At 71.1% G+C, this 26,398-nt stretch carries 26 protein-coding genes and 4 tRNA genes; 27 read left to right on the top strand and 3 right to left on the bottom strand.

Going from position 1 to position 26,398, the window contains the following annotated elements:
• Window positions 1-10: 10 nt before the first annotated feature.
• The 8 genes from OP18_RS06010 to OP18_RS56820 all read left to right on the top strand — a co-directional run bounded on the left by OP18_RS06010 (window position 11) and on the right by OP18_RS56820 (window position 9,360).
• On the top strand, window positions 11-541 hold the full coding sequence (locus OP18_RS06010) for an NADH-quinone oxidoreductase subunit J family protein (protein WP_033357694.1): 531 nt from the start codon (window positions 11-13) through the stop codon (window positions 539-541).
• Window positions 541-903, top strand: coding sequence for an NADH-quinone oxidoreductase subunit NuoK (gene nuoK / locus OP18_RS06005; RefSeq protein ID WP_033357693.1), 363 nt, complete (start codon window positions 541-543; stop codon window positions 901-903). Before OP18_RS06010 ends, nuoK begins: the two co-directional genes overlap by 1 nt.
• Window positions 900-2,744: an NADH-quinone oxidoreductase subunit 5 family protein gene (locus OP18_RS06000; RefSeq protein WP_033357692.1), complete on the top strand. Its 1,845-nt coding sequence runs from the start codon at window positions 900-902 to the stop codon at window positions 2,742-2,744. Before nuoK ends, OP18_RS06000 begins: the two co-directional genes overlap by 4 nt.
• Window positions 2,741-4,264 (top strand): complex I subunit 4 family protein, encoded by a 1,524-nt coding sequence (locus OP18_RS05995; protein WP_033357691.1) that lies wholly within the window; start codon window positions 2,741-2,743, stop codon window positions 4,262-4,264. The genes OP18_RS06000 and OP18_RS05995 overlap by 4 nt, the downstream gene beginning before the upstream one ends.
• An 886-nt stretch (window positions 4,265-5,150) precedes the next feature.
• A complete protein-coding gene (locus OP18_RS05990) occupies window positions 5,151-6,833 on the top strand; it encodes an NADH-quinone oxidoreductase subunit N (protein ID WP_033357690.1) in 1,683 nt (560 codons plus the stop codon).
• A gap of 123 nt (window positions 6,834-6,956) precedes the next feature.
• Window positions 6,957-7,829: a zinc metalloprotease HtpX gene (htpX, locus tag OP18_RS05985; protein WP_033357689.1), complete on the top strand. Its 873-nt coding sequence runs from the start codon at window positions 6,957-6,959 to the stop codon at window positions 7,827-7,829.
• A 129-nt stretch (window positions 7,830-7,958) separates the two neighbouring features.
• The gene (locus OP18_RS05980; protein WP_245635265.1) at window positions 7,959-9,110 is read left to right on the top strand and encodes an MFS transporter; all 1,152 of its coding nucleotides are present in this window, start codon (window positions 7,959-7,961) and stop codon (window positions 9,108-9,110) included.
• 100 nt (window positions 9,111-9,210) lie between these two features.
• Window positions 9,211-9,360, top strand: a complete 150-nt coding sequence (locus tag OP18_RS56820) for a hypothetical protein (RefSeq protein WP_156089320.1) — start codon at window positions 9,211-9,213, stop codon at window positions 9,358-9,360.
• A 4-nt stretch (window positions 9,361-9,364) separates the two neighbouring features.
• Here the strand turns inward: OP18_RS56820 and OP18_RS05975 are convergent, their stop codons facing one another.
• Window positions 9,365-9,859 carry a YajQ family cyclic di-GMP-binding protein gene (locus tag OP18_RS05975; protein ID WP_033357687.1) on the bottom strand — a complete coding sequence of 165 codons (495 nt, stop codon included), beginning with the start codon at window positions 9,857-9,859 and terminating at the stop codon, window positions 9,365-9,367.
• A gap of 99 nt (window positions 9,860-9,958) precedes the next feature.
• Between OP18_RS05975 and OP18_RS05970 the strand changes: the two genes are divergently transcribed.
• Window positions 9,959-10,039, top strand: a tRNA-Tyr gene (locus OP18_RS05970).
• A gap of 116 nt (window positions 10,040-10,155) precedes the next feature.
• On the opposite strand, the gene OP18_RS05965 is transcribed toward OP18_RS05970, so the two are convergent.
• A complete protein-coding gene (locus OP18_RS05965) occupies window positions 10,156-10,527 on the bottom strand; it encodes a hypothetical protein (RefSeq protein WP_156089319.1) in 372 nt (123 codons plus the stop codon).
• A gap of 50 nt (window positions 10,528-10,577) precedes the next feature.
• Window positions 10,578-11,030, bottom strand: coding sequence for a hypothetical protein (locus tag OP18_RS56815; protein WP_156089318.1), 453 nt, complete (start codon window positions 11,028-11,030; stop codon window positions 10,578-10,580).
• A 452-nt stretch (window positions 11,031-11,482) separates the two neighbouring features.
• Between OP18_RS56815 and OP18_RS54810 the strand changes: the two genes are divergently transcribed.
• From OP18_RS54810 to rpoB, 18 genes are all read left to right on the top strand, one after another.
• A complete protein-coding gene (locus OP18_RS54810; protein WP_156089317.1) occupies window positions 11,483-11,794 on the top strand; it encodes a hypothetical protein in 312 nt (103 codons plus the stop codon).
• A gap of 159 nt (window positions 11,795-11,953) precedes the next feature.
• Window positions 11,954-12,166, top strand: a complete 213-nt coding sequence (locus tag OP18_RS56810) for a hypothetical protein (RefSeq protein ID WP_156089316.1) — start codon at window positions 11,954-11,956, stop codon at window positions 12,164-12,166.
• 51 nt (window positions 12,167-12,217) lie between these two features.
• Window positions 12,218-14,758, top strand: coding sequence for a putative bifunctional diguanylate cyclase/phosphodiesterase (locus OP18_RS05950; protein ID WP_033357683.1), 2,541 nt, complete (start codon window positions 12,218-12,220; stop codon window positions 14,756-14,758).
• Window positions 14,759-14,995: 237 nt separating this feature from the next.
• Window positions 14,996-15,068: transfer RNA gene (locus OP18_RS05945), tRNA-Thr, on the top strand.
• 34 nt (window positions 15,069-15,102) lie between these two features.
• Window positions 15,103-15,175, top strand: a tRNA-Met gene (locus tag OP18_RS05940).
• 100 nt (window positions 15,176-15,275) lie between these two features.
• On the top strand, window positions 15,276-15,443 hold the full coding sequence (gene rpmG / locus OP18_RS05935) for a 50S ribosomal protein L33 (RefSeq protein WP_033357682.1): 168 nt from the start codon (window positions 15,276-15,278) through the stop codon (window positions 15,441-15,443).
• A gap of 468 nt (window positions 15,444-15,911) precedes the next feature.
• Window positions 15,912-16,358, top strand: a complete 447-nt coding sequence (locus OP18_RS05930) for an FAS1-like dehydratase domain-containing protein (protein ID WP_033357760.1) — start codon at window positions 15,912-15,914, stop codon at window positions 16,356-16,358.
• Window position 16,359: 1 nt separating this feature from the next.
• Window positions 16,360-16,758, top strand: coding sequence for a MaoC family dehydratase (locus OP18_RS05925; protein ID WP_033357681.1), 399 nt, complete (start codon window positions 16,360-16,362; stop codon window positions 16,756-16,758).
• A gap of 123 nt (window positions 16,759-16,881) precedes the next feature.
• Window positions 16,882-16,954, top strand: a tRNA-Trp gene (locus tag OP18_RS05920).
• A 175-nt stretch (window positions 16,955-17,129) separates the two neighbouring features.
• Window positions 17,130-17,606 carry a preprotein translocase subunit SecE gene (gene secE / locus OP18_RS05915; protein WP_033357680.1) on the top strand — a complete coding sequence of 159 codons (477 nt, stop codon included), beginning with the start codon at window positions 17,130-17,132 and terminating at the stop codon, window positions 17,604-17,606.
• Window positions 17,607-17,662: 56 nt separating this feature from the next.
• Window positions 17,663-18,376, top strand: a complete 714-nt coding sequence (gene nusG / locus OP18_RS05910) for a transcription termination/antitermination protein NusG (RefSeq protein ID WP_033357759.1) — start codon at window positions 17,663-17,665, stop codon at window positions 18,374-18,376.
• Window positions 18,377-18,500: 124 nt separating this feature from the next.
• Window positions 18,501-18,932 carry a 50S ribosomal protein L11 gene (gene rplK / locus OP18_RS05905; RefSeq protein WP_033357679.1) on the top strand — a complete coding sequence of 144 codons (432 nt, stop codon included), beginning with the start codon at window positions 18,501-18,503 and terminating at the stop codon, window positions 18,930-18,932.
• A 68-nt stretch (window positions 18,933-19,000) separates the two neighbouring features.
• On the top strand, window positions 19,001-19,726 hold the full coding sequence (gene rplA, locus OP18_RS05900; protein ID WP_033357678.1) for a 50S ribosomal protein L1: 726 nt from the start codon (window positions 19,001-19,003) through the stop codon (window positions 19,724-19,726).
• A 67-nt stretch (window positions 19,727-19,793) separates the two neighbouring features.
• Window positions 19,794-20,510 (top strand): ATP-binding cassette domain-containing protein, encoded by a 717-nt coding sequence (locus OP18_RS05895; RefSeq protein WP_033357758.1) that lies wholly within the window; start codon window positions 19,794-19,796, stop codon window positions 20,508-20,510.
• Window positions 20,507-21,193 carry a hypothetical protein gene (locus OP18_RS05890; protein WP_033357677.1) on the top strand — a complete coding sequence of 229 codons (687 nt, stop codon included), beginning with the start codon at window positions 20,507-20,509 and terminating at the stop codon, window positions 21,191-21,193. Before OP18_RS05895 ends, OP18_RS05890 begins: the two co-directional genes overlap by 4 nt.
• 237 nt (window positions 21,194-21,430) lie before the next feature.
• Window positions 21,431-21,994, top strand: a complete 564-nt coding sequence (gene rplJ, locus OP18_RS05885) for a 50S ribosomal protein L10 (protein WP_033357676.1) — start codon at window positions 21,431-21,433, stop codon at window positions 21,992-21,994.
• Between the two features lie 42 nt (window positions 21,995-22,036).
• Window positions 22,037-22,420 (top strand): 50S ribosomal protein L7/L12, encoded by a 384-nt coding sequence (gene rplL, locus OP18_RS05880; protein WP_033357675.1) that lies wholly within the window; start codon window positions 22,037-22,039, stop codon window positions 22,418-22,420.
• 526 nt (window positions 22,421-22,946) lie between these two features.
• Complete coding sequence (gene rpoB, locus OP18_RS05875; protein ID WP_033357674.1) at window positions 22,947-26,372, top strand: DNA-directed RNA polymerase subunit beta; 3,426 nt, start codon at window positions 22,947-22,949, stop codon at window positions 26,370-26,372.
• Window positions 26,373-26,398: the final 26 nt, after the last annotated feature.

The following is a 26,398-nucleotide window of genomic DNA, read 5'->3' as shown; positions in this document are numbered from 1 at the left end:
TGGCAACGCGATGACGGCGGCGGACGTGCTGCTCGCCGCGCTCGGCGCCGTCGCGCTGGGTGCGGGCCTGCTGGTCGTGACCACCCGGCACGTCGTGCGGGCCGGGCTGTGGCTCGTCGTCACGCTGGGCGCCGTCGCCGGGCTCTACCTGGTGCTCTCCGCCGAGCTGCTCGCCTGGGTCCAGGTGCTGCTCTATGTCGGCGCCGTGGTGGTGCTGCTGCTGTTCGCGGTGATGCTCACCCGCGCGCCGATCGGCGCCAGCGACGACCTCGACCGGGTCCGCTGGCCGGGCGCGCTCGTCGGGGCCGGCGCCGCCGCCGGCCTGGCGGTGCTGTTCATCGACGCCTTCCACTGGAGCCGGGTCGGGCTGCCCGAGCCCGGCACCGCCGAGGCGATCGGCGGCGCCGTCTTCCGCACCTGGGTCCTGCCCTTCGAGCTGGTGTCGGTGCTGCTGCTGGCGGCGCTGGTCGGCGCGATCGTGGTGTCCCGGCCCGACGTCAGCGCCGGATCCGGCACCCGTCCCGGCGCCCGGGGGCGCTGATGCACCCGGTCCTGCCGTTCACGATCGCCGCGCTGCTGTTCGGCATCGGTGTCTACGGTGTCATCGTCCGGCGCAACGCCGTGCTGCTGCTGATGGCGGTCGAGCTGCTGCTCAACGCGGTCAACCTGGTGCTCGTCACCGCCGACGCCACGATCCGCTCGGTCGTGCCGCACAGCGGCCAGTCCTTCGCCCTGTTCGTGATCGTGCTCGCCGCCGCCGAGATCGGTGTCGGCCTGGCGCTCATCCTCCAGCTGTACCGGCTGCGTCGCTCCGTCGACGTCGAGGAGCTGCCGCTCACCGAGCCGCCCGCCGACCCTGCGCCGGCGTCGGCGCCCGAGCCGGACCGGGAGGTGGCACGGTGAAGGTCGACCTGCTCGGGCTCGCGCTGCCCGCGGTCCCGGTGGTCGCCGGGCTGCTCGGGCTGCTGGTGCGCCACCGGCGCCGCGGGGTCGCCGCCGCGCTCGGCACCGGCGCCGCGGCCGCCGCGCTCGCCTGCGCGGTCGCCGCCGCCCTCCGCGGGGCGCGGGAGGCCGACACCGGGATCGTCGTCGCCGACTTCGGGCGGCTGGCCGTCACCTTCGGCACCTGGCTCGACGGCCCGGCCGGGCTCGTCGCGGTCGCCGTCGGCGTCGTCGCCCTGTGCGTCCAGGTCTACTCCGTGGCCTACCTGCACGACGACGAGCGCTACGCGCCCTATGCCGCGCAGGTCAGCCTGTTCACCGGCGCCATGCTGCTCGTGGTCGTCTCCGGCGACCTGATCGCCCTGCTGGTCGGCTGGGAGGTCATGGGCATCTGTTCCTACCTGCTGATCGGCCACGACCGGCGGCTGCCGGAGGCGCCCCGCGCCGCGGTCAAGGCGTTCCTGGTGACCCGCGTCGGCGACGTCGGCTTCCTGCTCGGCATCGTGCTGCTCGGCCTGCACGCCGGCAGCTTCCGCATCGCCGACGTGTTCGCCGCGGACCTGCCCGCCGGCACCGTCACCGCCGCCTGCGTGCTGCTGCTGGCCGGGGTCGCGGGCAAGAGCGCCCAGTTCCCGCTGCACACCTGGCTGCCCGACGCGATGGCCGGCCCCACCCCGATCTCCGCGCTCATCCACGCCGCGACCATGGTCGCCGCCGGCGTCTATGTCGTGGCCCGGCTCTACCCGCTGTTCGAGCGCAGCGGCGCCGCGCTCACCGTGCTCGCCGTCATGGCGTCGGTCACGATGCTGCTCGGCGCCCTCGCCGCGCTCGGCCAGGACGACATTAAGCGGGTCCTGGCCTGGTCGACGGTCAGCCAGCTGGGGTACATGACCGGCGCCCTCGCCGTCGGCGCCCCCGCCGCCGCGCTGTTCCACCTGCTCACCCACGCCGCGTTCAAGGCGCTGCTGTTCCTCGCGGCCGGCGCGGTGATCCACGCCGTCGGCACCAACCTGATGGCCGCCATGGGCGGGCTGCGCACCCGCATGCCGGTGACGTTCTGGACGATGACCGCCGGCCTGGCCGCGCTCGCCGGGGTCCCGCCCCTCGCCGGCTTCTGGAGCAAGGACTCGATCATCGAGGCCGCCTGGCACGCCACGTCCGACGCGGACGCGCCGGTGCCGCGGGCCGCCGCGGTGCTCGTGCTCGCCGCCACCGCGCTGACGGTCCTGGTCACCGCGGCCTACGTGGTCCGGCTGTGGCGCCGCACGTTCCTCGGCGAGCCCCGCGGCGCGGCCGCCCGCGCCGCGCACGAGCCGCCGTGGGCGATGCGCGGGCCGCTGCTCGTCCTCGCCGTGCCGACCGTCCTGCTCGGGTTCGCCGGGCTCTCGGCCGCCTTCGGCCGGCGGCTCGGCGGCGCGCACGCCGTCGCGGAGCTCGGCGCGTTCACCGTGGCGCCGCTGGTGCTGCTGGCCGCCGGTGCCGCGCTCGCCTGGCGCCGCGACCCGGCCGCCGACCTGCCCGACACCGCGTCCACCAGGCTGCTGGCCAACGCGTTCTACCTCGACGCGGTCCAGGACGCGCTGGTCACCCGGCCGGTCACCGCCCTGGCCCGGCTCGCCCGCCGCACCGACGAGACCGTCGTCGACGGCGCCGTCGACGCGACCGGCGCCGGCGCCACCGGCGCCGGCGCGCTCCTCGCCCGCGCGCACGTCGCCGGGCTGCCCCGCGCCACCGGCGCGGTCCTCGGCGGCGCGGTCGTCATCGCCGCCGTCATCGCCGTGGTCGTGGGGGTGTCCTGGTGAGCGCCGGTCAGACCCTGCTCCTCGCGCTGCTGATCGTGCCCGCGATCGGCGCGCTGTTCGCCGCGGGCATGCCGGCCCGCCTCGACCGCGCCGCCCGCATCGGCGGCACCGCGTTCGCCGCCGCCGCGTTCGGCGTCGCCCTGGCGTTCCTGCCCGGCGCCCCGGCCGGCACCGGTGCCCGGCCCGCGGCCGCGATCGCGCCCTGGGCGGAGATCGACGTGCCGTGGGCGCCCGACCTCAGCCTCCGCTTCCACCTCGGCGTCGACGGCATCTCCTACCCGCTGGTCGTGCTGACCGCCGCGCTGACCATGCTGTGCTGCGCCTACTGCCTCTGGCGGGTCCCCGACCCGGGCCGCGGCCGGCTGCTCGTCGCCCTGCTGCTCGTGCTCGAGGTCGGCATCATCGGCGTGTTCCTCGCCCTCGACCTGGTGCTGTTCTTCGTGTTCTTCGAGGTCGTGCTCCTGCCGATGTATGCGGTGATCGCCGTCTGGGGCGGCGACGACCGCCGCCGGGCGGCCCGCAAGTTCGTGCTCTACACGCTGCTGGGCTCGGTCCTGCTCCTCGTCGGCGTCTTCACCGTCGTCTCCGCCACGGGCACCGCCGACCTCGTCGCCCTTACCGACCCGGCGACCCGGCAGATGAGCGGCGGCCTGCAGCTGTTCGCGTTCGTGCTGCTCGCCGCGGCGTTCGCGGTCAAGAGCCCGCTCTGGCCGCTGCACACGTGGCTGCCGGCCGCGCACACCGAGGCGCCGACCGTCGGCTCGGTCGTGCTCGCCGGCGTCCTGCTGAAGATGGGCACCTACGGCCTGCTCCGGGTCGCCGTCGGCGTCGCCCCCGACGCCGCCGCCCGCAGCGCCCCGGTCCTGGGCATCCTCGCCACCGCCGCCATCATCGTCGGCGGCCTCGTCTGCCTCGCCCAGACCGAGCTCAAGCGCCTCATCGCCTACTCGTCCGTCGGGCACATGGGCTTCGTCCTGCTGGGCGTCGCCACCCTCACCACCACCGGATTCCAGGCCGCCCTCATCGGCAACATCGCCCACGGCATCGTCACCGGCCTGCTGTTCTTCGTCGCCGGCGGCATCAAGAACCGCGCGCACACCGGCGACCTCGCGCGGCTCGGCGGGCTGCGCGAGACCGCGCCCGCGCTCAGCGGCGTCCTCGCCTTCGCCGCCATCGCCTCCCTCGGCCTGCCCGGCCTGGCCGGCTTCTGGGGCGAGGCGTTCGCCGTGGTCGCCGCCTTCGAGCGCGGCGGCCCGCTCTGGACCACCCTCGGCGTCCTCGCCGCCGCCGGTGCCGCCCTCGCCGCCGCGTATTTCCTGCGCCTGCTGCGCCGCGTCACCCACGGCGCCGCGACACCGGCGGTCAGCGCCCTGACCACCGCCGGCCGGCTGCGCCCGGGGGAGCTGGTCGCCTGGTCCCCGCTGATCGCGCTCACCCTGGCCGTCGGCGTCGTCCCGGCCCTGGTCCTCGGCTACTCCGCCGACCCGGTGGCCGCCCTGGCCGAGGTGATCGCCCGATGACACCGCCGCGCCGCCTTCCTCCCCGGCCGCTGCTCGCGGCCCGTGCGCCGTGGGTGGCTTCCGCGCTGTCGGCGGCCGGTGCGCCGTCTGCCCCCTTTGCGCCGTTCGCGGCGCGCGCGCTGTTCGGGGTTGGCGCGCCGCTCGGGGCATGCGTGCCGGGGTCGGCTTACGCGCCGTTCGGGGTTCGCGCGCCGTGGTCGGCGCTCGCGACGTCTCCGGCCGGTGTGCCGTGGTCCGTGCTCGCGCCGCCTGCTGGGTGCGTGTCTGGTCTGACTGGTGTGTCTGGTCTGGCTGGTGTGTCGGCTCGGGCTGGTGTGTCGGTTCGGGGTGGCGTGTTTGCTTCGGTCTGCCCGGTTGTCGTGTCGACCTCGCCGCTTGCGGCCTCTCCGCGGCCTTCGTCTTTGCGGCGCTCGTTGCTGCGGCCATCGACCGCTGTGTCGTTTGTCACATCGCGGTCGGCGGTTCCCGGCGGCTCGTCCCTGACCTACTGCGCCGAATCCCGCGGGATGACGGTCTGCTCCGCGGCCGCGGCTGCCGGGGTCGGGCAGGCGGCGGTGCAAACGCGTGGCCGGGCGTGGCAGCGGGCGGCAGGACCGGTGCCCCCAGCCGCGGGCCGCCCAGCCGCTGCGGCGGTCGTCGTGGCCGTGTCCGCGACGGCCCGGCCGACCGTTCGGGCTGCCCGCGGAGGGGTCGCCGGGCCCGCGACCGCGACGGCCCGGCCGACTGTTCGAGCCGCGCGGCGGGGCACCGCTACCGGGCCGTCGCGCGGCAGGGACCGTGGCCGGCCGGCCGTTCGCGCCGTCTGCCGGGGTGCCGGTGCTGGGGCGTCGGACATCAGGGACTCCGGCCGGCTGACCGGTCGCGGGCAGGCCGGGGAGGCCGGGCGATGAGGATCGACCAGGTTGCGCTCCTGCCGACGTATGTGGCCGCCGCCACCGCCGTCCTCGCCCTGCTCGTCGACCTGTTCGCCCCCGGCAGGCGGGGCGCCGTCATCGGGGCGACCGCCCTCGGCATGCTCGCCACGGCGGGCACGGCGGTCGGGGTCGGCCTGGGGCTCGGCGACGCCGGGCGGCGCACCGCGTTCTGTGTCGGGCCGGACCAGTGCTCGCTGGTCTCCGATCCCGCGGCGGCTGCCGTCGGGGCCGCGTTCGCGCTGCTCGCCCTTGGTGCCGTCGCCCTGTCGGTGCCGCTGCTGCGCACCGGCGAGGTGCCCGTCGGCGAGTACTGCTTCCTGCTCGCCTGCTCGCTGACCGGCGCGGTCGTCCTCGGTGGCGCCCGCGACCTGATCACGCTGATCGTGGCGCTCGAGACGCTGACCCTGCCGCTGTACCTCCTCGTGGGCATCCGGCGCGGCGCCGCCACCGGCGCCTCAGCCGCCGTGACGTTCTTCGTGGTCAGCGTCGTGTCGACGGCGGTCGCCCTGCTGGGCGCCGGGCTCGTCTACACCGCGACCGGGGGCGTGCACCTCACCGACATCGCCGGCGCCGGTGCGACCACGCCCGAGCTGCGGCCGCTGCTGCGGGCCGGCGTGATCCTGCTCCTGGCCGGCCTGGCGTTCAAGGTCGCCGCCGTGCCCGCCCACGCCTGGGCACCCGCCACCTACGACGGCGCCCCGCTGCCCGTCGCCGCCTACCTGTCGACCGCCTCGAAGCTCGGTGGCGTCGTCGCCCTGCTGCTCGTCGGCGTGGTCGCCGGCGGTCCGGTGCTCGCCACGTCGGGCCTGACCCTCGCGGTGCTCGCCGTGCTGAGCATGACCGTCGGCAACCTCGTCGCCCTGCGGCAGCGGCGCATGGTCCGCCTGCTCGCCTGGTCGTCGGTGGCCCAGGCCGGCTACCTGCTCGCCCCGCTCGGGGCGCTCCTCGCCGCGGGCGGCCGCAGCCCCGACGCGGTCGCGCTCGCGGTGACCGCCACCGTCGCGTACGCCCTCTTCTACGTCATCCTCGAGTTCGCCGCCTTCGCCGCCGTCGTCGCCGTGCGCGGCAGCACCGACGGCGGCGACGTCGCCGACTACCGCGGCCTCGCCCGGCGCGCGCCGTGGCTGACGGCGGTCCTGGTCATCGCGCTGACCGGCCTCGCCGGCCTGCCGCCGGGCCTGGCCGGCCTGTTCGCCAAGGTGGCCGTGGTCCGCTCGCTGCTCGGCGGCGACGCGGCCTGGCTGGCGGTCGTGGTCGCCGTCAACGCGGTGATCGGCCTCGCGTACTACGTCCGCGTGGTCGCCACCCTGTTCGCGGCCCCAGTCACGTCGGCACCACCGGCGGACGCCACTTCACCGGCGGGCGCGGCGACAACACCGGCGGGCGCGGCGACGCCCGAGGCCGTGACGACGCCCGAGGCGGTGGCGACGCCCGAGGCGGTGGCGACGCCCGAGGCCGTGACGACGCCGGTGGGCGTGGCGACGGCTTCACCCGGCGCCGTGACCGGTGCCGTGACCCCGGTCGCCGACCAGGCAGGTGCCCCGGTGCGCGCCGGATGGCCGGTCGCGGTGGCCGCGGGGGTGGCGACCGTTCTCGCGGTGGCGGTCGGCCTCGCTCCTCAGGGCGTGCTGGAGCTCGCCGCGTTCTTCCACTGACCCGCGCAGCACCCCGCGCAGCACCCCGGCCGGCGCTCCACCGGGACACCGGTCCGGCGGCGTTCAGGCACCTCACAGCCGTCGTGGGGAAGGGGCGCAGCCGGCCGCGGTGTTGTAGAGGATATGCAGCACAGGCATCTCAACGGTCTCAAGACAGCGGCCCTGCTGGGGCTGCTGACCTCGCTGATCCTGCTGGTCGGCTTCTGGCTCGGCGGTAGCACCGGTCTGGTCATCGCCGTGTTCCTGTCGCTCGGCATGAACGCGTTCAGCTACTTCTACTCCGACAAGCTCGCCCTGCGCGCGATGAACGCCCAGCCGGTCACCGAGGCGCAGGCGCCCGAGCTGTACGCGATGGTGCGGGAGCTCGCCACGTCCGCCGGGCAGCCCATGCCGCGGCTGTACGTGAGCCCGACGATGCAGCCCAACGCCTTCGCCACCGGGCGCAACCCGCAGCACGCCGCGGTCGCCGTCACCCAGGGCATCCTCGGCATCCTCACCCCGCGGGAGCTGCGCGGCGTCATCGGCCACGAGCTGTCGCACGTGTACAACCGCGACATCCTGATCTCCAGCGTCGCCGGGGCGCTCGGCGGCATGATCACGATGCTGGCCCAGCTGGCGATCTTCCTGCCGATCGGCGGCTCGTCCGAGGACGACGACGGCCCCGGGCTCGGTGGCATGCTGCTGATGCTCATCCTCGGCCCGCTCGCCGCGACCGTCATCCAGCTGGCGATCAGCCGCAGCCGCGAGTACCAGGCCGACGAGTCCGGCGCGCGGCTGACCGCCGACCCGCTCGCCCTGGCCAGCGCGCTGCGCAAGATTCACCGCGGTACCCAGGCGCTGCCGCTGCCCGCCGACGGTCAGCTCGCCAGCCAGGCCCACCTCATGATCGACAACCCGCTGCGGGGTGGCGGGATCGCGTCGCTGTTCTCGACCCACCCGCCGATGGAGCAGCGGGTCGCCAGGCTCGAACAGATGGCGGGCGTCACGTACCGCTGAGGCGGAAATCCCAGCCGGGTGACCGGAGCCTGCCGTTAGGATCGGCAGGCTCTTCACTCGTTACCTGGTTTGAGATGAGGCAAGGCGTTGCGGCAGTACGCGGCGGTGTGGCGGCTTCCTGGTGCGCCCGTGCTGCTGGTGGTCGGGGTGCTCGCGCGGCTCGGCATCGGCATGGTCTCGCTGTCGCTGTTGCTGCTCCTGCAGCAGACCACCGGCCGGTACGCCCAGGCCGCTGCCGCCTGTGCCGTCTACGCGCTCGCCGGTGCGGCGGCCAGCCCGTTCGCCGGACGGCTCGCGGACCGGATCGGCCCCGGGCCGGTGCTGCTCGTCACCGGCGTCGCGCACCCGGTCGCGCTCGGGCTGCTGATCGTGGTGGCGCTCCGGCAGGCGCCGCTGCCCGTGATCGTCGGGGCGGCCGTCGTCGCCGGGGCCACGTTCCCGCCGCTGACGGCGGCCGTGCGCGGCACGTGGAACGCGCTGACCGCCGATCTTCCGCACGTACGCGTGACGGCACTGGCCGCCGAGACGGCACTCTTCGAGGTCGTCTTCGTGGCCGGCCCGATGCTGGTCGCGTTGTGCGTCGTGCTGTGGCAGCCCGCCGTCGCACTCGGCGCCGCCGCCGGGATCACGTTCCTCGGCACGTTGGTCGTCGCCAGGGGCCGGGCGATCCGGTCGTGGCGCCGCCACGCCGACCACACCGATGCCAAGGGCCTCGGCCCGCTGAAGGTGCCCGGCTTCGTGCCGCTGCTGGTGACCGCGTTCGGCCTCGGGTTCGCGTTCGGCGGCGTCGGGGTGGCCGTGCCGGCCTACGCCACCGCGTACGTCGAACACGACCCGGACAGCGTCGGCGGGGTGCTGCTCGGCGTGTGGGGCATCGGCAGCGCCGTGAGCGGCTTCTACTTCGGCACCCGCCCGCCGGGGCGGCTCGGCTGGCTGCTCGGCGGGGTGGCCGCCAGCATCCTCGTGCTCGCCGCCATGCCCAGCGCCCTCGCGCTCGGGGTCGCCCTCGTCGTCGGCGGTGCCACCATCGCGCCGGCGCTCACCGTGCAGAACTCGCTCGTCGGCAGGATCGTGCCCGGCTCGATGCTGAACGAGGCGTACACCTGGCTGGTCACCGTCTCGGTCGCCTCCAGCGCCGCCGGGGTAGCCGTCATGGGCCTCGTCGTCGACCACCCCGGCGGCGTCGTCTGGGCGTTCCTGCTGGCGGGCACGGCCGTCGCGCTCGGCGCGCTGGTGGCGGCCAACCCGCGCGGCGCGATCGCGCAGGCCTCGCTGACCTGATCGCGGCGCCGGCCCGGCCGGTCACCCACCCGGGTGGGCGCCGCGCGGGCGTCACTCAGATGAGTGATGCCTCGCGCACGTCCGTGTAGGGTCACGCCTCATGGCAATGCCACGCCAAGCCGTACTGACGGACCCCGATCACCGGGAAGAGCCGGACACCGAGATCCGCGACACCGACAGCTTCGTGCTGATCCGCGCGGAGGAGACCGCGGAGCGTCCCGAGCGGCGCCCGCCGGCCCGCCGGGACTGAGCCGTCACCGGTAGTTGGTGAACTGCAGGGCGATGCCGAAGTCCTCACCCTTGAGCAGCGCGATGACCGCCTGCAGGTCGTCCTTCTTCTTGCCGGTGACGCGCAGCTGATCGCCCTGGATCTGGGCCTGGACGCCCTTGGGGCCCTCTTCCCGGATCTTCTTGGAGATGGCCTTCGCCTTCTCCGACTCGATGCCCTGGATGACCTTGGCGTCGATCTTGTACGTCTTACCGGACGCGCGCGGCTCGCCGGCGTCGAGCGACTTGAGCGAGATGTTGCGCTTGACCAGCTTCTCCTTGAAGACCTCGAGCGCCGCGACGACGCGCTCCTCGGTCTCCGCCTGGAGGCTGACCGTCTCCTCCCCGGACCACTTGATCTCAGCGCCGGTGCCGCGGAAGTCGAACCGCTGCCCGAGCTCCTTGTCGGCCTGGTTGAGCGCGTTGTCGACCTCCTGCCGGTCGACCTTGCTGACGATGTCGAACGAGGGTGCCGAAGCCATGGCAGCTGCTCCTGTGGTGCGGTCGTTGGCGGTTGTGGGCGTGCCGAGGGTACCCGTTTGCGTTGCCCCCGGGGCGTACCGCTATTCTTGCTTGCGCCAGGCGGGTTGCCCGAGCGGCCAATGGGAGCGGACTGTAAATCCGTCGCGAAAGCTACAGAGGTTCGAATCCTCTACCCGCCACCGGCAGTGCTAAGAGGCCCGTCACCAGGGAAACCCGGTGACGGGCCTCTCGCGTCGGTCCCGCCGGATCTCACCCGGTGGGGTGGAGCGCCGCCGCCGTCAGCGAAGGCGCGGGGCTAGCACACCACTTCGTACAGCACGGCCGACGTCTTCTCCTTCTGGCCCCACGGATTGTTCCGCTCGGCCCAGACGCTCGTCCGGAAGTCATGGGTCCCGGTGCCGGCGCAGTTGTAGTAGACGTACTGGTCGTAACCCGGCCCGGTGATTCGGGCGGACTTCATGGTCTCCCACAGGATGGGCCACGCTCGACTCCGCTGGATGCGGACGTTGACCGTCCAGCCGACACACCCGGACCCGATGCTGCCGTATCCCTTGACGACCTCGTAGGACTCCGACGTGCCGCCGATGTGGATCTCGCAGGCAAAGGCATCGGCGGCGTTGGCCGCCGGGGAGAAGGCGGTGATACCACCGACCAGCACGATGGTCACGGTCGCCGCCGAGAGGAACCGGCGCAGGCTCGTCGCGACCCCCTTCCGTGTCATCGCTTGAAGGCCGTGACGTAGGACGTGGCGCTGGACTGCCCCCACGACGAGCTGATGGTCACCTTGACCGTGGTGTCGATCCTGTCGATACGGCCACTGCCGGCGGCGGTGAACACCACGCCGATGTCGGACATCGGGCAGGAGCTGACGTTGGAGCAGGTGTGGGTGTCCGTGATGGTGGCGGACGTCCTGCTCGTCGTGCAGCTGAACGTCAGGTTCCCATCCGTGCCGCCGCCGATGGTGCAGTTGACGTCCGATCCCTCGACGACATATGTGATCTGCACTTTCAGCGAGGAGACGGTCTGGGGTCGGCCACCCGGTCCGCAGTCGTACGTCCTGCCCGTGCCCCAGACGTTGAGGACCACCTTGGTGGACGTCGCCGAGACCCGGTCCGACTGATTGTCGGCCGTCGCATACGTCGAATACGTGTTGGTGCTGCTGGTCCTCACGCAGGAGCTGTAACCCGTGCCGCCGGTCGCGGCCGACGCCGGGCTTCCCACCAGCACCGATCCAGCCACGGCGAGTACTGCGGCCGCGGCGCCCAACGCTCGGAACAACAATCGGGATCCTGTGCGCACGGGTCGCCCTTCCTTTGTGCTCATGAGTCCTCCAGGCCGGTGATCGGGACGATCGCGGGGCTGTGATGTCTGCGGGACCGCAGCAGCCGAGTCGACCGTGGGCTCTGGGCGCTTTGACCGGTAGTGCGGCAGCCGCCGGACAAACAACGCCGGACAAAGCAGACGGGCAAGGAACCGGCGTCGTGGCGCACGCCGGCGGCACGGGGCGCGGGGTCGGCGGCGGTGCGGCTGCCGGCGGCGGCGCCGACCCCCATCGGTGGAATCCCCGGCGCCACGGCTCGCAACGGCCCGAAATTGTCGTACACCAGTTCTAAGATGTACCAATGAATGAGCGGAAGTGGTGGAACGGGCGGTGGTCGCGGCTGGTGCGCCGGGACGTCTTCGTGCGCAACGCGGCCGACGGCCGGTGGCAGGTGGAGCTCCGGCGGGGCGGGCCCGACGGGCGGCAGCGGGTGCGGTCGTTCGAGACCGAGCGGGAGGCGGTCGGATGGGTCGAGTCGACCGTGCTCGACCCCGACGCCGGCTGGCGCGAGATCCGCGACGCGGCGGTCCTGTCCGTCAGGAAGCGAAGGATGGGCAAGTCTGACTCCCGAAGGGCCGGAAAAGTTGCGCAAGGTTTAGATCGGGCCGGTTGATATGGCCGGACCGCCACTCCCGGAATCGGCCGAAAGGTCGATTCTTCCGCGCACGCGCGTCATCCTTGCCGCCGCACTGTCGGTTCCGAGGTTGGCTGTGGCAGGATCGTGGGTATCCATACCGGACCTGATGTCACTGCGATCGCATGGGAGCGACAGATGCGTGAGACGACGCTTGGCCGATGGATGACCCGACTGGCGGTGACGGTTGGCGCTGGGGTTGTTGTCCTCGGCCTGTCGACGGCCGCGGCGAACGCAAGCGAGGTAAGCAGTGAGGCGGCCCCAGTGACCCTCGTCGGTATCGCACAGGCGGTGCAGGCCGGCACAAGCGCGCTGCACCTCAACGCCACCGAGGGCTTCGACTGGAACTAAGGGCCTCAGCGCTCACCGGCCAGGCCCCTTGCCCGAACGATTGGGGAACGGGTGCCTGCTCCAAAGGTTCCGGTCAGCCGCTCTGACGCCCACTCCTGGCTGATCACCGGGCCACTGCTGCTGCTCGGTGCGCTGCTGTCGTTGCCCATCCTGCTGTCCGACAGTGACACGACCAGGCCCGGCGACAACGAATTCGGATACGCACTGGTCCTGCTGGTGCTTGCCACGCTCGCGACGCCCATGGCGCTCCGCTTCGACATCAGGCGGCAGGCACTCGTCACGCGCATGGACGACATTCCGGTCATCCTGGCGCTGTTCTACCTCTCGCCGTGGCTGGCCGTCGGCGTCCGGGTCATCGCCGGCCTGATCTGGAACATCCTCGGCGCCCGGCTCACCCCGCACAAACTCGCGTTCAACGCCGCCAGCCACTTCGCCGGCATCGCGACCGCCAACGTCATCGTCTTCGCGTTCGGCCTCGGCAGCGGCGGATCGCCCGGCACCTGGCTGGTGCTCGCCGCCGCGGTCTTCGCCGGCAACGTCGTGGCCCTGTCGGCCATCGCCGGCGTGATGGTGCTGCTGCAGGGCATCGGGCAGCTGCCGTACTTCCTGCGCTCGTCGCTGGCCGGCTTCGCCGTCATCGGCGTCAACATCGTGCTCGGCCTGGTCATGCTGCTGACCCTGCAGGCCAGCCAGTGGGGCAGCCTGCTGCTGATCGCGCTCGCGGTCGTGCTCGGCGTCCTCTACCGGTCCTACGCCCAGTTCTTCCGCCAGCACCGCAGCCTCACCGAGATGTACGCGCTGACCCGCGACATCGCCGCGACCAACCACGACGGCACCCTGCCCGACGTGCTGCTCGCCCGGGTGCGGGCGCTGCTGGCGGCCGACTCGGCGACGCTGTGGCTGCCGGAGTACGGGCGGCACCACGAGGTCCTGCTCTCCGCCCGGTTCGACTACCAGGGCCTGCTCGACAGCGCCCCGACCCCCGACCTGTTCCGGCAGCTGGCGATGCGCACCGGCAACACCGTCGTCGCCGGGCCCAAGTCCGGCCCGCCGGAGCTGCAGTCGGCGCTGCAGGAGGCGCGCGTCAAGGACATCATCGTCGTCCCGCTGCGCTCCAGCGGCGTCGCGATCGGCACCCTGGAGGTCGCCGGGCGGCTCGGCGACAAGGTCGTGTTCGGCAAGGACGACGTGCAGCTGCTGGAGACGCTGTCGGTGCAGGCCGGCGCCGCGGTGGAGAACAGCCGCCTCGTCGACCGGCTCCAGTTCGACGCCAACCACGACGCGCTCACCGGCCTCGCCAACCGGCGGCGGATGCTGGAGGCGCTCGGCGAGGCGATGACCGGCCGCGGCCCACGCGAGGTCGTCGCCGTCCTGCTCTTCGACGTGATCGCACTGCGCGAGGTCAACGACTCGCTCGGCCACGACGCCGGCGACCAGGTGCTCATCCAGGTCGCCCGGCGGCTGCGGGACCTGGCGCCGCAGGGTGCCCTGGTCGCCCGGGTCGGCGGCGACGAGTTCGCCGTCGAGCTGCGCACCGTCAGCGCCGACGCGGCCGTCGCGGTCGCCGACACGCTGCGCGCCGGCCTGCGCGACCGCATGGTCATCGACACGCTCACCATCGACGTCGACACCAACGTCGGCGTCTCGATCTACCCCGACCACGGTGCGGAGCCCGAGGCGCTGCTGCAGCGGGCGATCGTGGCCACGTACGTGGCGAAGTCCCGGGGGATCGTGCAGATGTTCAACGCCGGCCTGCAGTCGCGGTCGGTGCGGCGCGTCGGGCTGGCCGCGGATCTCGAGGCCGCCCTCAACACCGGCGAGCTGGAGGTGTACTTCCAGCCGAAGGTCGCCCTGCAGGACCGCCGGCTCGTCGGCGTGGAGTGCCTGGCCCGCTGGGAGCACCCGGTGCACGGCCAGGTCGCCCCGCCGGACTTCGTCTCCGTCGCCGAGCACACCGGCCAGCTGTCCCGGCTCAACGGCGTCGTCCTGCGCGAAGGCATCCGCCGGGCCCGTGAGTGGGCCGACGCGGGCCGTTCGCTGACGGTCGCGGTCAACATCTCCGTCCGTACCCTCAACGACGCGGACTTTCCGCTGCAGGTCTCGGAGCTGCTCGACGAGCACGGCGTGCCCGCCGACCGGATCATCCTCGAACTGTCCGAGGAGGAGCTGCTGCGCAGCGGCCGCGGCATCCCGGCGCTGAAGCGGCTGCGCGACCTCGGGGTGCAGCTGTCGGTCGACGACTTCGGCGCGGGCCGTTCCTCGTTCGCCGATCTCAGCCGCCTGCCCGTGCAGGAGGTGAAGATCGACCGTACGTTCGTCCAGGGCATGGCCACCGGCGCCAGCGACCTCGCGATCGTGCGGACGGTCGTCGACATGGCCCGGCACTTCGGCCTGGCGGTCGTCGCCGAGGGCGTTGAGAGTGAACTCACACTCGGCCTGCTCGAGGACATGCACTGCGACATGGGCCAGGGCTTCCTGTTCAGCCGCGCACTGCCGTACGAGCGCTTCGAGTCCTGGCTCCAGGTCCAGGCCGACGCCGACCCGACGGTCGCCCCGGCGGGCGAGGTGCGCTGGCTGCGCGCCGTGCCGTAGGGCCCGACTGGGCTACCGCGCGCGGGATGCCGGCGCGGCGGGATGCGCGCAGCGGGGCCGGCTTTCGCGGCCGGCGTCGTGCCCCGCGGGCGATTCCGGCCTCCGGGCGGACCGCCGGACGACACGCGGAATGACCCCTCACGACCTGGGCAAACACCAGTTCGGGGAAGTCGATTTCGTGCCACGGCGAGGGCCGTGTACGCTTAGCGAGCGCATGTGCGGGATCGCACGTGATGCGCCCCCTTAGCTCAGTCGGCAGAGCGTCTCCATGGTAAGGAGAAGGTCTACGGTTCGATTCCGTAAGGGGGCTCGAGAGACCGGGCTTGAGACATCGAGTCCGCCGCGGCGGTGTAGCTCAGATGGCAGAGCAAGCGGCTCATAATCGCTGTGTCGCCGGTTCAAGTCCGGCCACCGCTACAGAAGCACCACAGAGGTCGCCCGATTCGGCGACTGCCAGTGTGAGCCGCTATGCTCGTTCGCTGGACCTGAACCCCGCTCTGAAGGAAGGCACTTCGCCATGGCCAAGGCGACCGACGTTCGTCCGAAGATTACGCTGGCGTGCACGGAGTGCAAAGAGCGGAACTACATCACCAAGAAGAACCGCCGTAACGACCCGGACCGCATCGAGCTGAAGAAGTTCTGCCCCCGGGACGGCAAGCACACCGTGCACCGCGAGACGCGGTAACACCGCCCACAGCCCGTCGACGACGCCCCGGCCCAACGGCCGGGGCGTCTCGCGTTGTGGGGAGCGGCGAGACCGGCAAGACCACGGACGGACGGCTCCGCAACGCCGCGGAAAGCACCGCCGGTTCGGCACGCCTGACGGCCGGCCGCGAACAGCGGTCGGGGCCAGTGGTCCGGTCGGGAAAGTGCGGCGAGCCGATGTCGCCAGGACGCCGGGAGACCAGGCCGGTGGCGGGTGGCACTTTCACTGCCGCCCGGGCGGGTCGCAGTGGGGCAGCACCGCCCCCGTCAGGTCTCCAGGACTCCCCGGGCCGCCAGAAGGCCGCCAGCCGGCGGGCGGCCACGTCCGTGCCGTTCGTCGCCCCCTGGCGGCCCGCCGGATCGCGGCAGGCGGTTCCCTCGGCGGGGTGACGGCGTCGTTGCGGAGGGCGTCGGCGGTGCCGTGGGCGGTGGCGGTAAGTTGCACACCATGCCGTTGGATCAGTCGTACATGGGCCGGGTGTATCCGCCGACCCCGCCGTATGAGGTCGGCCGGGAGAAGATCCGGGAGTTCGCCGACGCGGTCAGCGCCAGCGACCCCGTGCACCGGGACCTCGCCGAGGCGCGCGCCAAGGGCTACAAGGACGTGATCGCCCCGCCGACGTTCGCGATCATCCTGAGTCAGAACGCCGGGCAGCAGCTCGTCGAGGACCAGAGCTTCGGGCTGGACTACAGCCGGGTGGTGCACGGCGGGCAGACGTTCCGCTACGAGCGGCCGATCGTCGCCGGCGACCACCTGGTGACGGTGATGGCGGTGGAGGAGATCAGCAGCCGCGCCGGGCACGCGTTCCTGACGACCCGGCACGAGGTGTCGACCGTCGAGGGCGAGCTCGTCGTGACGATCTGGACCCGCCTCGTGGTCCGTGGGGAGGGCTGAGATGGAAGCCGGCACGGTGTTCGAGCCGCAGACGTTCCGGGTGACCCGCGCCGACCTGGTGCGATACGCGGGAGCCTCCGGCGACTTCAACCCGATCCACTGGAGCGACCGCGTCGCGACCTCGGTCGGGCTGCCGGGTGTCATCGCGCACGGCATGCTGACGATGGCGCTGGCCGGACAGGCGGTTGCCTGCTGGGTGGGTGGCACCGCGGCGATCGTCGAGTACTCCACCCGGTTCGCCAACCCGGTGGTCGTGCCGGACGACGACAAAGGCACCGAGATCGTGGTGAGCGGGGTCGTGAAGCGGGTAGGCGAAGACGGTGTCACGCAGATCGACATCACCGCCACGTGTAACGGCGACAAGATTCTTGGCGCCGCAAAAGCCCTGGTCAGGGGCTGATACGCGGCTCGGGAGAGGGGGGTGGTTGGGATATCCCACCCGAACCCGTACACTGGTCGCCCGTGGGGTGAGCAACCTCTCGGCACCTGATCCGTCAGGTCCGGGAAGGGGCGATCACCACGAAGGGGTGTGGCGCAATTGGCAGCGCAGCGGTCTCCAAAACCGCAGGTTGCAGGTTCAAGTCCTGTCGCCCCTGCGCCGAAGGCCTGACCTGGGTCTGGGGTGCCCGATCCGCCGATCGGGTCACGACCTCCAGCGGTCACGGGTTGGTCCCGCCGAGTGCCGCCGGCTTCTCGCCGGTGGCCTGGTTGGGCGGATCCGCGGGCCACTCATCGGACCGAGCACTCGCGAGATCACGGAAGAGGGCGAAAGTGGCCGAACGCAGGCGACGCGGGACCGACCCCGCCGACGATCGCCGTGACGAGGAGCTCAGCGCCGAGGACGCGGCCATCGAGGAAGAGTTCGCCGACGAGCTCGACGAGCTCGACGACGACCTCGACAGCGACCTCGACGGTGACGCGGACACCGATGACGGCGAGGACGGCGGCAAGCCGGTCCTGACCAAGTCCAAGGACACCAAGTCCAAGTCCAAGGACGTCAAGGACACGGACAAGAAGAAGACCAAGGTCAAAGAGGGCAGCTCGAACAACATCTTCGCGCGGCTCGTCAACTTCGTCCGCGAGGTTGTCGCCGAACTGCGTAAGGTGATCTGGCCGACCCGCAAGGAGCTGACCACTTACACGGTCGTCGTCGTCGTGTTCGTGATCGTGATGCTGACGATCGTGGGCGGACTCGACTACCTGTTCGCCAAGGGCGTCCTCTGGGCCTTCGGCAACAAAGCGGAGTAGTCCACATCAGCGGACCGGCCGCAGACGCGAAGACTTGACAGACGGAAGTGAGCAGCGTGCAGGAATTCGACGAGACCGCCGGGACCGACGACGAGCAGCACGAAGAGACGTCGACGGTGATGACGGCCGCCACGCCGAGCACGGCCCCTGAGCCGGCTGCGGCGGCGACCGACGCCGAGGACCCCGTCGCCGAGCTGCGTGCCGCTCTGCGCTTCGCGCCCGGTGACTGGTATGTGGTGCACTCCTACGCCGGCTACGAGAACAAGGTCAAGACGAATCTCGAGACCCGCATCACGAGCCTCGACATGGAAGAGTTCATCTACCAGGTCGAGGTCCCGACGCGTGAAGAAGTCGAGATCAAGAACGGCAAGCGCACCCAGGTGCAGAACAAGGTCTTCCCCGGCTACATCCTGGTCCGGATGGAGCTGACCGCCGAGTCCTACTCCTGCGTGCGCAACACGCCTGGCGTGACCGGCTTCGTCGGCGCGACCGACCGGGCGGACCGCCCGGCGCCGCTGTCGCTCGACGAGGTGCTCAAGTGGCTCGCGCCGGTGGTGCAGCAGGAGGGCAAGAAGGCGGGCAAGCCCGAGGTCAAGGTCCTCGACTTCGAGGTCGGCGACTCGGTCACCGTCACCGACGGCGCCTTCGCCTCGCTGCAGGCGACCATCAGTGAGATCAACGCCGACCAGCAGAAGCTCAAGGTGCTGGTCTCGATCTTCGGCCGGGAGACCCCGGTTGAGCTGAACTTCAACCAGGTCACGAAGATCTAATTCGCCTGCGGTACGCTTGAGCGTCCGGCCAAGTGCCGGGCGCTCAGTCGTGCGCAAGGACAGCTGTGGCGCAAGCCGTCACGCGAAGCACGAATCATTCCAGCCCAGGAAGACGAAAGCAGCCATGCCTCCGAAGAAGAAGCTCGTCAAGACCTTCACGCTTCAGTTGCCGGGCGGCCAGGCCACTCCGGCGCCGCCGGTCGGCCCCGCGCTCGGTCAGCACGGTGTGAACATCATGGAGTTCGTCAAGGCGTACAACGCCCAGACGGAGTCCCAGCGCGGCGACATCATCCCCGCGCAGATCAGCGTCTACGAGGACCGGACGTTCACGTTCATCCTCAAGACCCCGCCCGCCGCCCGCCTGCTGCTCAAGGCCGCCGGCGTGCCGAAGGGCTCCGGCGTGCCGCAGAAGGACAAGGTCGGCTCGATCACCAAGGCCCAGCTGCGCGAGGTCGCCGAGAAGAAGATGGCGGACCTCAACGCCAACGACATCGAGCAGGCCGAGAAGATCATCGCCGGCACCGCCCGTTCCATGGGCATCGTCGTCAAGGACTGACCTACCCGACAACGTGGGAGGGCGTTCGACCGAAGCGCCCGCACGATCACCACAGGAGTACAAGCGACATGTCGCAGCACGGCAAGAACTACCGCAAGGTCTCGGACCTTGTCGACCGCAGCGCGCTCTACAGCCCCATCGCCGCGGTGAAGCTGGCCAAGCAGACCAGCACCGTCAAGTTCGACCCCACCGTCGAGGTGGCCATGCGGCTGGGCGTCGACCCCCGCAAGGCCGACCAGATGGTCCGTGGCACGGTCAACCTGCCCCACGGCACCGGTAAGACCGCCCGCGTCATCGTCTTCGCGCAGGGCCCCAAGGCCGCCGAGGCCGAGGCCGCCGGCGCCGACGCGGTGGGCACCGACGACCTCGTCGCCCGGATCCAGGAAGGCTGGCTGGACTTCGACGCGGCGATCGCGACCCCCGACCAGATGGCCAAGATCGGCCGGATCGCGCGGATCCTGGGCCCGCGCGGCCTGATGCCGAACCCGAAGACGGGCACGGTCACGATGGACGTCACCAAGGCGGTCAACGAGATCAAGGGTGGCAAGATCACCTACCGCGTCGACAAGCACTCCAACCTGCACCTGATCATCGGTAAGGCGAGCTTCTCCGACCAGCAGCTGGTGGAGAACTACGCGGCGGTCCTCGACGAGGTCAACCGGGCCAAGCCGAGCGCGGCCAAGGGCAAGTACCTGAAGAAGATCTTCATCACCACCACCATGGGCCCCGGCATCCCGGTCGACCCGAACCGCACGCGCAACCTCCTCGAGGACGACGCGGCCGCGGCGGAGTAAGACGGCACAGCGCAGCACGGCGACGGCGGGCCCCCGAGGGGGTCCGCCGTCGTCTATGTTCGGGGACGTGCACCTGCAGGACGTCTGGTTCCGGTACGCCCGGAACGCGCCGTGGACGCTGCGCGGCGTCGACCTGGAGCTCGGCCCGGGCGAGACGGCCGTCGTGCTCGGCCCCAACGGCTCCGGCAAGTCGACCCTGCTGCAGCTCGCCGCCGGCGTGCTGCGGCCGGTGCGGGGCGGCGTGACGGGCCGCCCGGCGGTCGTGGGCTGGGTGCCCGAGCGGTTCCCGGCGGACCAGCCGTTCACCGCCCGCACCTACCTCACCCACATGGCCGCCGTGCGTGGGGCGCCGGCGGCCGCGATCGACGAGTGGGCCGGCCGCCTGAACTTCACCGGGTTCCTCGACGTCCGCCTGAACCGGCTGTCCAAGGGCTCCGCCCAGAAGGTCGGCCTCGTCCAGGCGCTGCTGCACCCGCCGGGGCTGCTCGTGCTGGACGAGCCGTGGGAGGGCCTGGACGCCGCCACCCGCGAGCAGGTGCCGGCCATCGTCGCCGGCGTCGTCGCCCACGGCGGTGCGGTGCTCGTCAGCGACCACCTCGGCGAGGTGTCCCGGCTGCCTCGGGCCCGGCGCTGGCACGTCCGCGACGGCCAGGTCGGCGAGGAGGAGCGGCCGGCGAACCGGCGGATCATCGAGCTCGCGGTGGCGCCGGCGCACGCCGACCGCGCGGTGGCGAAGCTGCGCGCCGACGGCTTCGACGTGCTCGGCGTCCGGGAGGAGCGATGACGGCGCTGGTCCGCATGCGGCTCGCGGGGTTCGTGCAGACGGGCCGCGCCGCCGCACCGCTGCTGGCCGCGCTCGTCGTGCTGTCCATCCTGTACGGCGGGGGCCAGGCCCAGGCCGGCGAGGCGTACGGGGTCTCCGCCGCCATCCTGTTCGCGGTCCTCGCCTGGCAGACCAAGATCCTGCTCGACGTGGAGCCCGACGTGCAGCGGCGCCTCGGCCGGGTGGCGCTCGGCACCGCCCGCGAGACCGCCGCCGGCGTCGTCGCGGCGCTGCTCGCCGGCCTGCCGGTGATCCTGGTCGCGCTGGTCCTGCCGTGGCTGGTCGGCGGGGTGACCACGCCGGGCCGGGGCGACCCGCCCCTGGCGGAGGGCGTCGCCCTCGGCGTGTGGGCGCACCTGCTGCTGCTCCTGCCCGCGGTCGCCCTCGGCGCCCTGTCCAGCCGTGCGGTGTCCGTCCAGACGGCCCGCGGCCTGGCGGTCCTCGTCGGCGGCGTGGTGCTGGCGGTCGTGCTGGGCCTGAAGCAGTCGCCGGCGCCGTGGCTGGCCCCGCCGCTGATGACCACGGCCCGCGACACCGTCGGCGGCGCCGACCTCGCGGCGGTCCTCGTCACCACCGGATGGGGCCTCGCGTGGGCCGCGCTGGCGTTCGCCGGCTACGCCGGCCTGCGGCGCGGCCGGCCGTGATTTGGTGAGGCACGCCGCGTCAAGTACAGTTTCGAACGAAACCCGAAGACCGCTGGTCATGTCCGTGTGAGCGGACATCGAAGGTTCTGCGTCAGCGCAGGCGACCCGCGCAGGGCCGGACAAGCGCTGCCGACATGATGTCGCTCCGCCCCGTGCGCCCCTGCGCCCGGGGCGTTTTTCGTTGCCGCGGCTCGACCCGAGAGCGTGGCCAGCACCGTAGCAAGAGAGAGGAGGGACATGGCGGACAAGCCGGTTCGAGACGACAAGGCCACCGCGGTCGCGGAGCTCACCGAGAGCTTCCGGGCCTCGACGGCCACCGTGCTGACCGAGTACCGCGGCCTGACCGTGGCGCAGCTCAAGACCCTGCGCCGCAGCCTGGGTCGCGAGACCACGTACGCCGTCGCGAAGAACACGCTCGCGAAGCGTGCCGCGACGGACGCGGGCATCAGCGGGCTCGACGATTTGTTCTCCGGTCCTACCGCGCTCGCTTTCGTCTCCGGCGACCCGGTCGAGGCGGCCAAGGGCATCCGCGATTTCGCGAAGGCCCACCCGCTGCTCGTCATCAAGGGCGGCGTTTTCGAGGGCAGGGCCATCAGCGCGGACGAGGTCCGTCGCCTGGCCGACCTGGAGTCCCGTGAGGTTCTGCTGGCCAAGCTGGCCGGCGCGATGAAGGGCAGCCTGTCGAAGGCCGCGTCGCTGTTCCAGGCGCCGCTGTCCAAGGCGGCCCGCACGGTCCAGGCCCTGGCCGACAAGCAGTCGTCCGGGAGCGCGGCAGAGGAATCCGGTAGCGCGGCCGAGTAGGCCCGTGCTCCACACAACTTTTTTCTTGAAAGGAACGCCAACATGGCGAAGCTGAGCACCGCCGAACTCCTCGACGCGTTCAAGGAGATGACCCTGATCGAGCTCTCCGAGTTCGTGAAGGAGTTCGAGACCACGTTCGACGTCACCGCCGCCGCTCCGGTCATGATGGGCGGTGGCGGCGGCGCCGCTGCTCCCGTCGAGGAGAAGGAGGAGCAGTCGGAGTTCGACGTCGTCCTCGAGGGTGACGGTGGCAAGAAGATCCAGGTCATCAAGGTCGTGCGTGAGCTCACCGGCCTGGGCCTGAAGGAGGCGAAGGACCTCGTCGAGGCCGCGCCGAAGGCCGTGCTGGAGAAGGTCAACAAGGAGACCGCCGACAAGGCCAAGGCCAAGCTCGAGGGCGAAGGCGCCAAGGTTACCCTCAAGTAACTTTTGCGACGAAGCATGGGGCGGCCGCCGGGTTTCCGGCGGCCGCCTTTCGTTCTGCCAGGTGTAAGGACCCAAGATCTAGGGGTGGGCACCACAACACCTTGTGATCGGAGTGCGAGATATCCGTCACGGTGGCCCGACGCGCGTGGGAACCCTTGACGCGATGACCAGCGGGCAGGCACGCTAATCAGGCACTGCCTTTCCGCGGACGCGGCGGCCGGCGGCCCGACAGATGTGCCCCGACCCTTCTTGGGTCTGGCTCAGCGCACATCGACCGGTGAGCCCCAGGCCACGACCGACGCGAGCGGCTCGGCCGGTGGAACAACGATCTTCAAAAAAGATCGTTGAAACATCGTGCACGGGGCCGCTCGACAGCGGTTAGCCTTTCGGCTACACTGCTAGTTTGCGCTGTCTTCTGACTTCACCTCTGGCGTGGAGTGCCTCTTCGTGGGCACTTTGCATCGGGGGTCGTCAGGCTGCACGCGAAACGGCCTGTCTGCACCACCGGTCCTCGGAAGGACGCATCTTGGCAGCTTCCCGCCCTGCGAAGACCAGTTCGAGCGCATACGCTCCCCGCCGGGTCTCCTTCGGCAGGATCACCGAACACCTTGAGGTTCCCAACCTCCTTGCCATCCAAACCGACTCGTTCGACTGGTTGGTTGGCAACGAGAACTGGCAGAGCCGCTCGGCCGGTGATCAGCACGCCCGTTCCGGGCTCGCGGAGATCCTCGATGAGATCAGTCCCATTGAGGACTTTTCCGGCACGATGTCACTGTCGTTCTCCGCGCCCCGCTTCGACGAGGTGAAGGCTCCGATCGAGGAGTGCAAGGAGAAGGACCTCACCTACTGCGCGCCGCTGTTCGTGACGGCGGAGTTCACCAACCACACCACCGGCGAGATCAAGAGCCAGACGGTGTTCATGGGTGACTTCCCGATGATGACGCCGAAGGGCACCTTCATCATCAACGGCACCGAGCGCGTCGTGGTGAGCCAGCTCGTCCGGTCCCCGGGCGTGTATTTCGACAAGCAGCCGGACAAGACCTCCGACCGCGACCTCACCAGTGTCAAGGTCATCCCGAGCCGGGGCGCCTGGCTCGAGTTCGACATCGACAAGCGCGACACCGTCGGTGTCCGCATCGACCGCAAGCGCCGGCAGGCGGTCTCCGTCCTGCTCAAGGCCATCGGCTGGTCCGCCGAGCGCATCCGTGAGAAGTTCGGCTGGTCCGAGCTCATGATGACGACGCTCGAGAAGGACCACATCGCCGGCCAGGACGAGGCGCTGCTCGACATCTACCGCAAGCTCCGCCCCGGCGAGCCGCCGACGCGTGAGAATGCGCAGACCCTGCTCGACAACCTCTTCTTCAACCCGAAGCGATACGACGTCGCCAAGGTCGGTCGATACAAGTTCAACAAGAAGCTCGAGTTGGACCTCCCGATCAACCAGGGTGTGCTGACCGAGGAGGACATCGTCGCCACGGTCGAGTACCTCTGCCGCCTGCACACGGGCGAAGAGGGCTACGAGGCCGACGACATCGACCACTTCGGCAACCGGCGCCTGCGCACGGTCGGCGAGCTCATCCAGAACCAGGTCCGCGTCGGCCTGTCCCGGATGGAGCGCGTCGTCCGCGAGCGGATGACCACCCAGGACGTCGAGGCGATCACGCCGCAGACCCTGATCAACATCCGTCCCGTCGTGGCGGCGATCAAGGAGTTCTTCGGCACGTCGCAGCTGTCCCAGTTCATGGACCAGACCAACCCGCTGGCGGGCCTGACCCACCGGCGCCGGCTGAGCGCGCTCGGCCCGGGTGGTCTGTCGCGTGAGCGGGCCGGCTTCGAGGTCCGTGACGTGCACCCGTCGCACTACGGCCGCATGTGCCCGATCGAGACCCCCGAGGGTCCCAACATCGGTCTCATCGGCGCGCTGTCGACGTTCGCGCGGGTCAACCCGTTCGGCTTCGTCGAGACGCCGTACCGCAAGGTCGTCGACGGCCGGGTCACCGACCAGATCGACTACCTGACCGCCGACGAAGAGGACCGCTACGTCAAGGCGCAGGCCAACGCTCCGCTCAAGAGCGACGGCAACTTCGCCGAGGACCGCATCCTCGTCCGACGCAAGGGCGGTGAGGTCGACAACGTCCCCGCGGACCAGGTCGACTACATGGACGTGTCGCCGCGGCAGATGACCTCGGTCGCCACCGCGATGATCCCGTTCCTCGAGCACGACGACGCCAACCGGGCACTGATGGGCGCCAACATGCAGCGCCAGGCCGTGCCGCTGGTCAAGGCCGAGGCCCCGCTCGTCGGCACCGGCATGGAGTACCGTGCCGCCGTCGACGCCGGTGACGTGGTCGTGGCCGAGGTCGCCGGCGTGGTCGAGGACATGTGCGCCGACTACATCACGATCCACCAGGACGACGGCCACCGCCGCACCTACCTGCTGCACAAGTTCCGCCGCTCCAACTCCGGCTCCTGCGTCAACCAGAAGCCGGTGATCTTCGAGGGCGACCGGGTCGAGGCGGGGCAGGTCATCGCCGACGGTCCGTGCACCGACGAGGGCGAGATGGCGCTCGGGCGCAACCTGCTCGTGGCGTTCATGCCCTGGGAGGGTCACAACTACGAAGACGCCATCATCCTGTCCCAGAAGCTGGTGCAGAACGACGTCCTCACCTCGATCCACATCGAGGAGCACGAGGTCGACGCGCGCGACACCAAGCTGGGGCCGGAGGAGATCACCCGCGACATCCCGAACGTCAGCGAGGAGATGCTCGCCGACCTCGACGAGCGGGGGATCATCCGGATCGGCGCCGAGGTCGTGACCGGCGACATCCTGGTCGGCAAGGTCACCCCCAAGGGTGAGACCGAGCTGACCCCGGAGGAGCGGCTGCTCCGCGCGATCTTCGGTGAGAAGGCCCGCGAGGTGCGCGACACCAGCCTCAAGGTGCCGCACGGCGAGACCGGCACGGTCATCGGCGTGCGCACGTTCAGCCGGGAGGACGGCGACGAGCTGTCCCCGGGCGTCAACGAGCTGGTGCGCGTCTACGTGGCCCAGAAGCGGAAGATCCAGGACGGCGACAAGCTCGCCGGCCGCCACGGCAACAAGGGTGTCATCTCCAAGATCCTCCCGGTCGAGGACATGCCGTTCCTCGAGGACGGCACCCCGGTCGACATCGTGCTCAACCCGCTCGGCGTGCCGAGCCGGATGAACATCGGCCAGGTCCTCGAGACCCACCTCGGGTGGGTGGCCAAGACCGGCTGGAAGATCGACGGTGACGACACCGAGTGGAAGCGGGCGCTGAAGGCGATCGGCGCGGGGGAGTCCGAGCCGGACACCAACGTGGCGACCCCGGTCTTCGACGGTGCCAAGGAGGAGGAGATCGCCGGGCTGATGAGCAGCACGCTGCCCAACCGGGACGGCCACCAGCTCATCGGTGCCAGCGGCAAGGCGCGGCTGTTCGACGGCCGCTCCGGCGAGCCGCTGCCCGACCCGATCGCGGTCGGCTACATCTACATCCTCAAGCTCAACCACCTGGTCGACGACAAGATCCACGCTCGCTCCACCGGCCCGTACTCCATGATCACGCAGCAGCCGCTGGGTGGTAAGGCGCAGTTCGGTGGCCAGCGCTTCGGTGAGATGGAGTGCTGGGCGATGCAGGCCTACGGCGCGGCCTACGCGCTGCAGGAGCTGCTGACGATCAAGTCCGACGACGTCCTCGGACGCGTCAAGGTCTACGAGGCGATCGTCAAGGGCGAGAACATCCCGGAGCCGGGCATCCCGGAGTCCTTCAAGGTGCTCCTCAAGGAGCTGCAGTCGCTGTGCCTGAACGTCGAGGTGCTCTCCAGCGACGGCGTGGCCCTCGAGATGCGCGAGACGGACGACGAGGTGTTCCGCGCCGCCGAGGAACTCGGCATCGACCTCTCCCGGCGTGAGCCGAGCAGCGTCGAGGAAGTTTGATCTCGTGGCGGGCGCCCCGCGAAGGC

Origin of the sequence: Dactylosporangium aurantiacum (assembly GCF_000716715.1) — a bacterium.
GTDB lineage: Bacteria > Actinomycetota > Actinomycetes > Mycobacteriales > Micromonosporaceae > Dactylosporangium > Dactylosporangium aurantiacum.
This window is presented reverse-complemented; position numbering and strand designations above follow the sequence as displayed.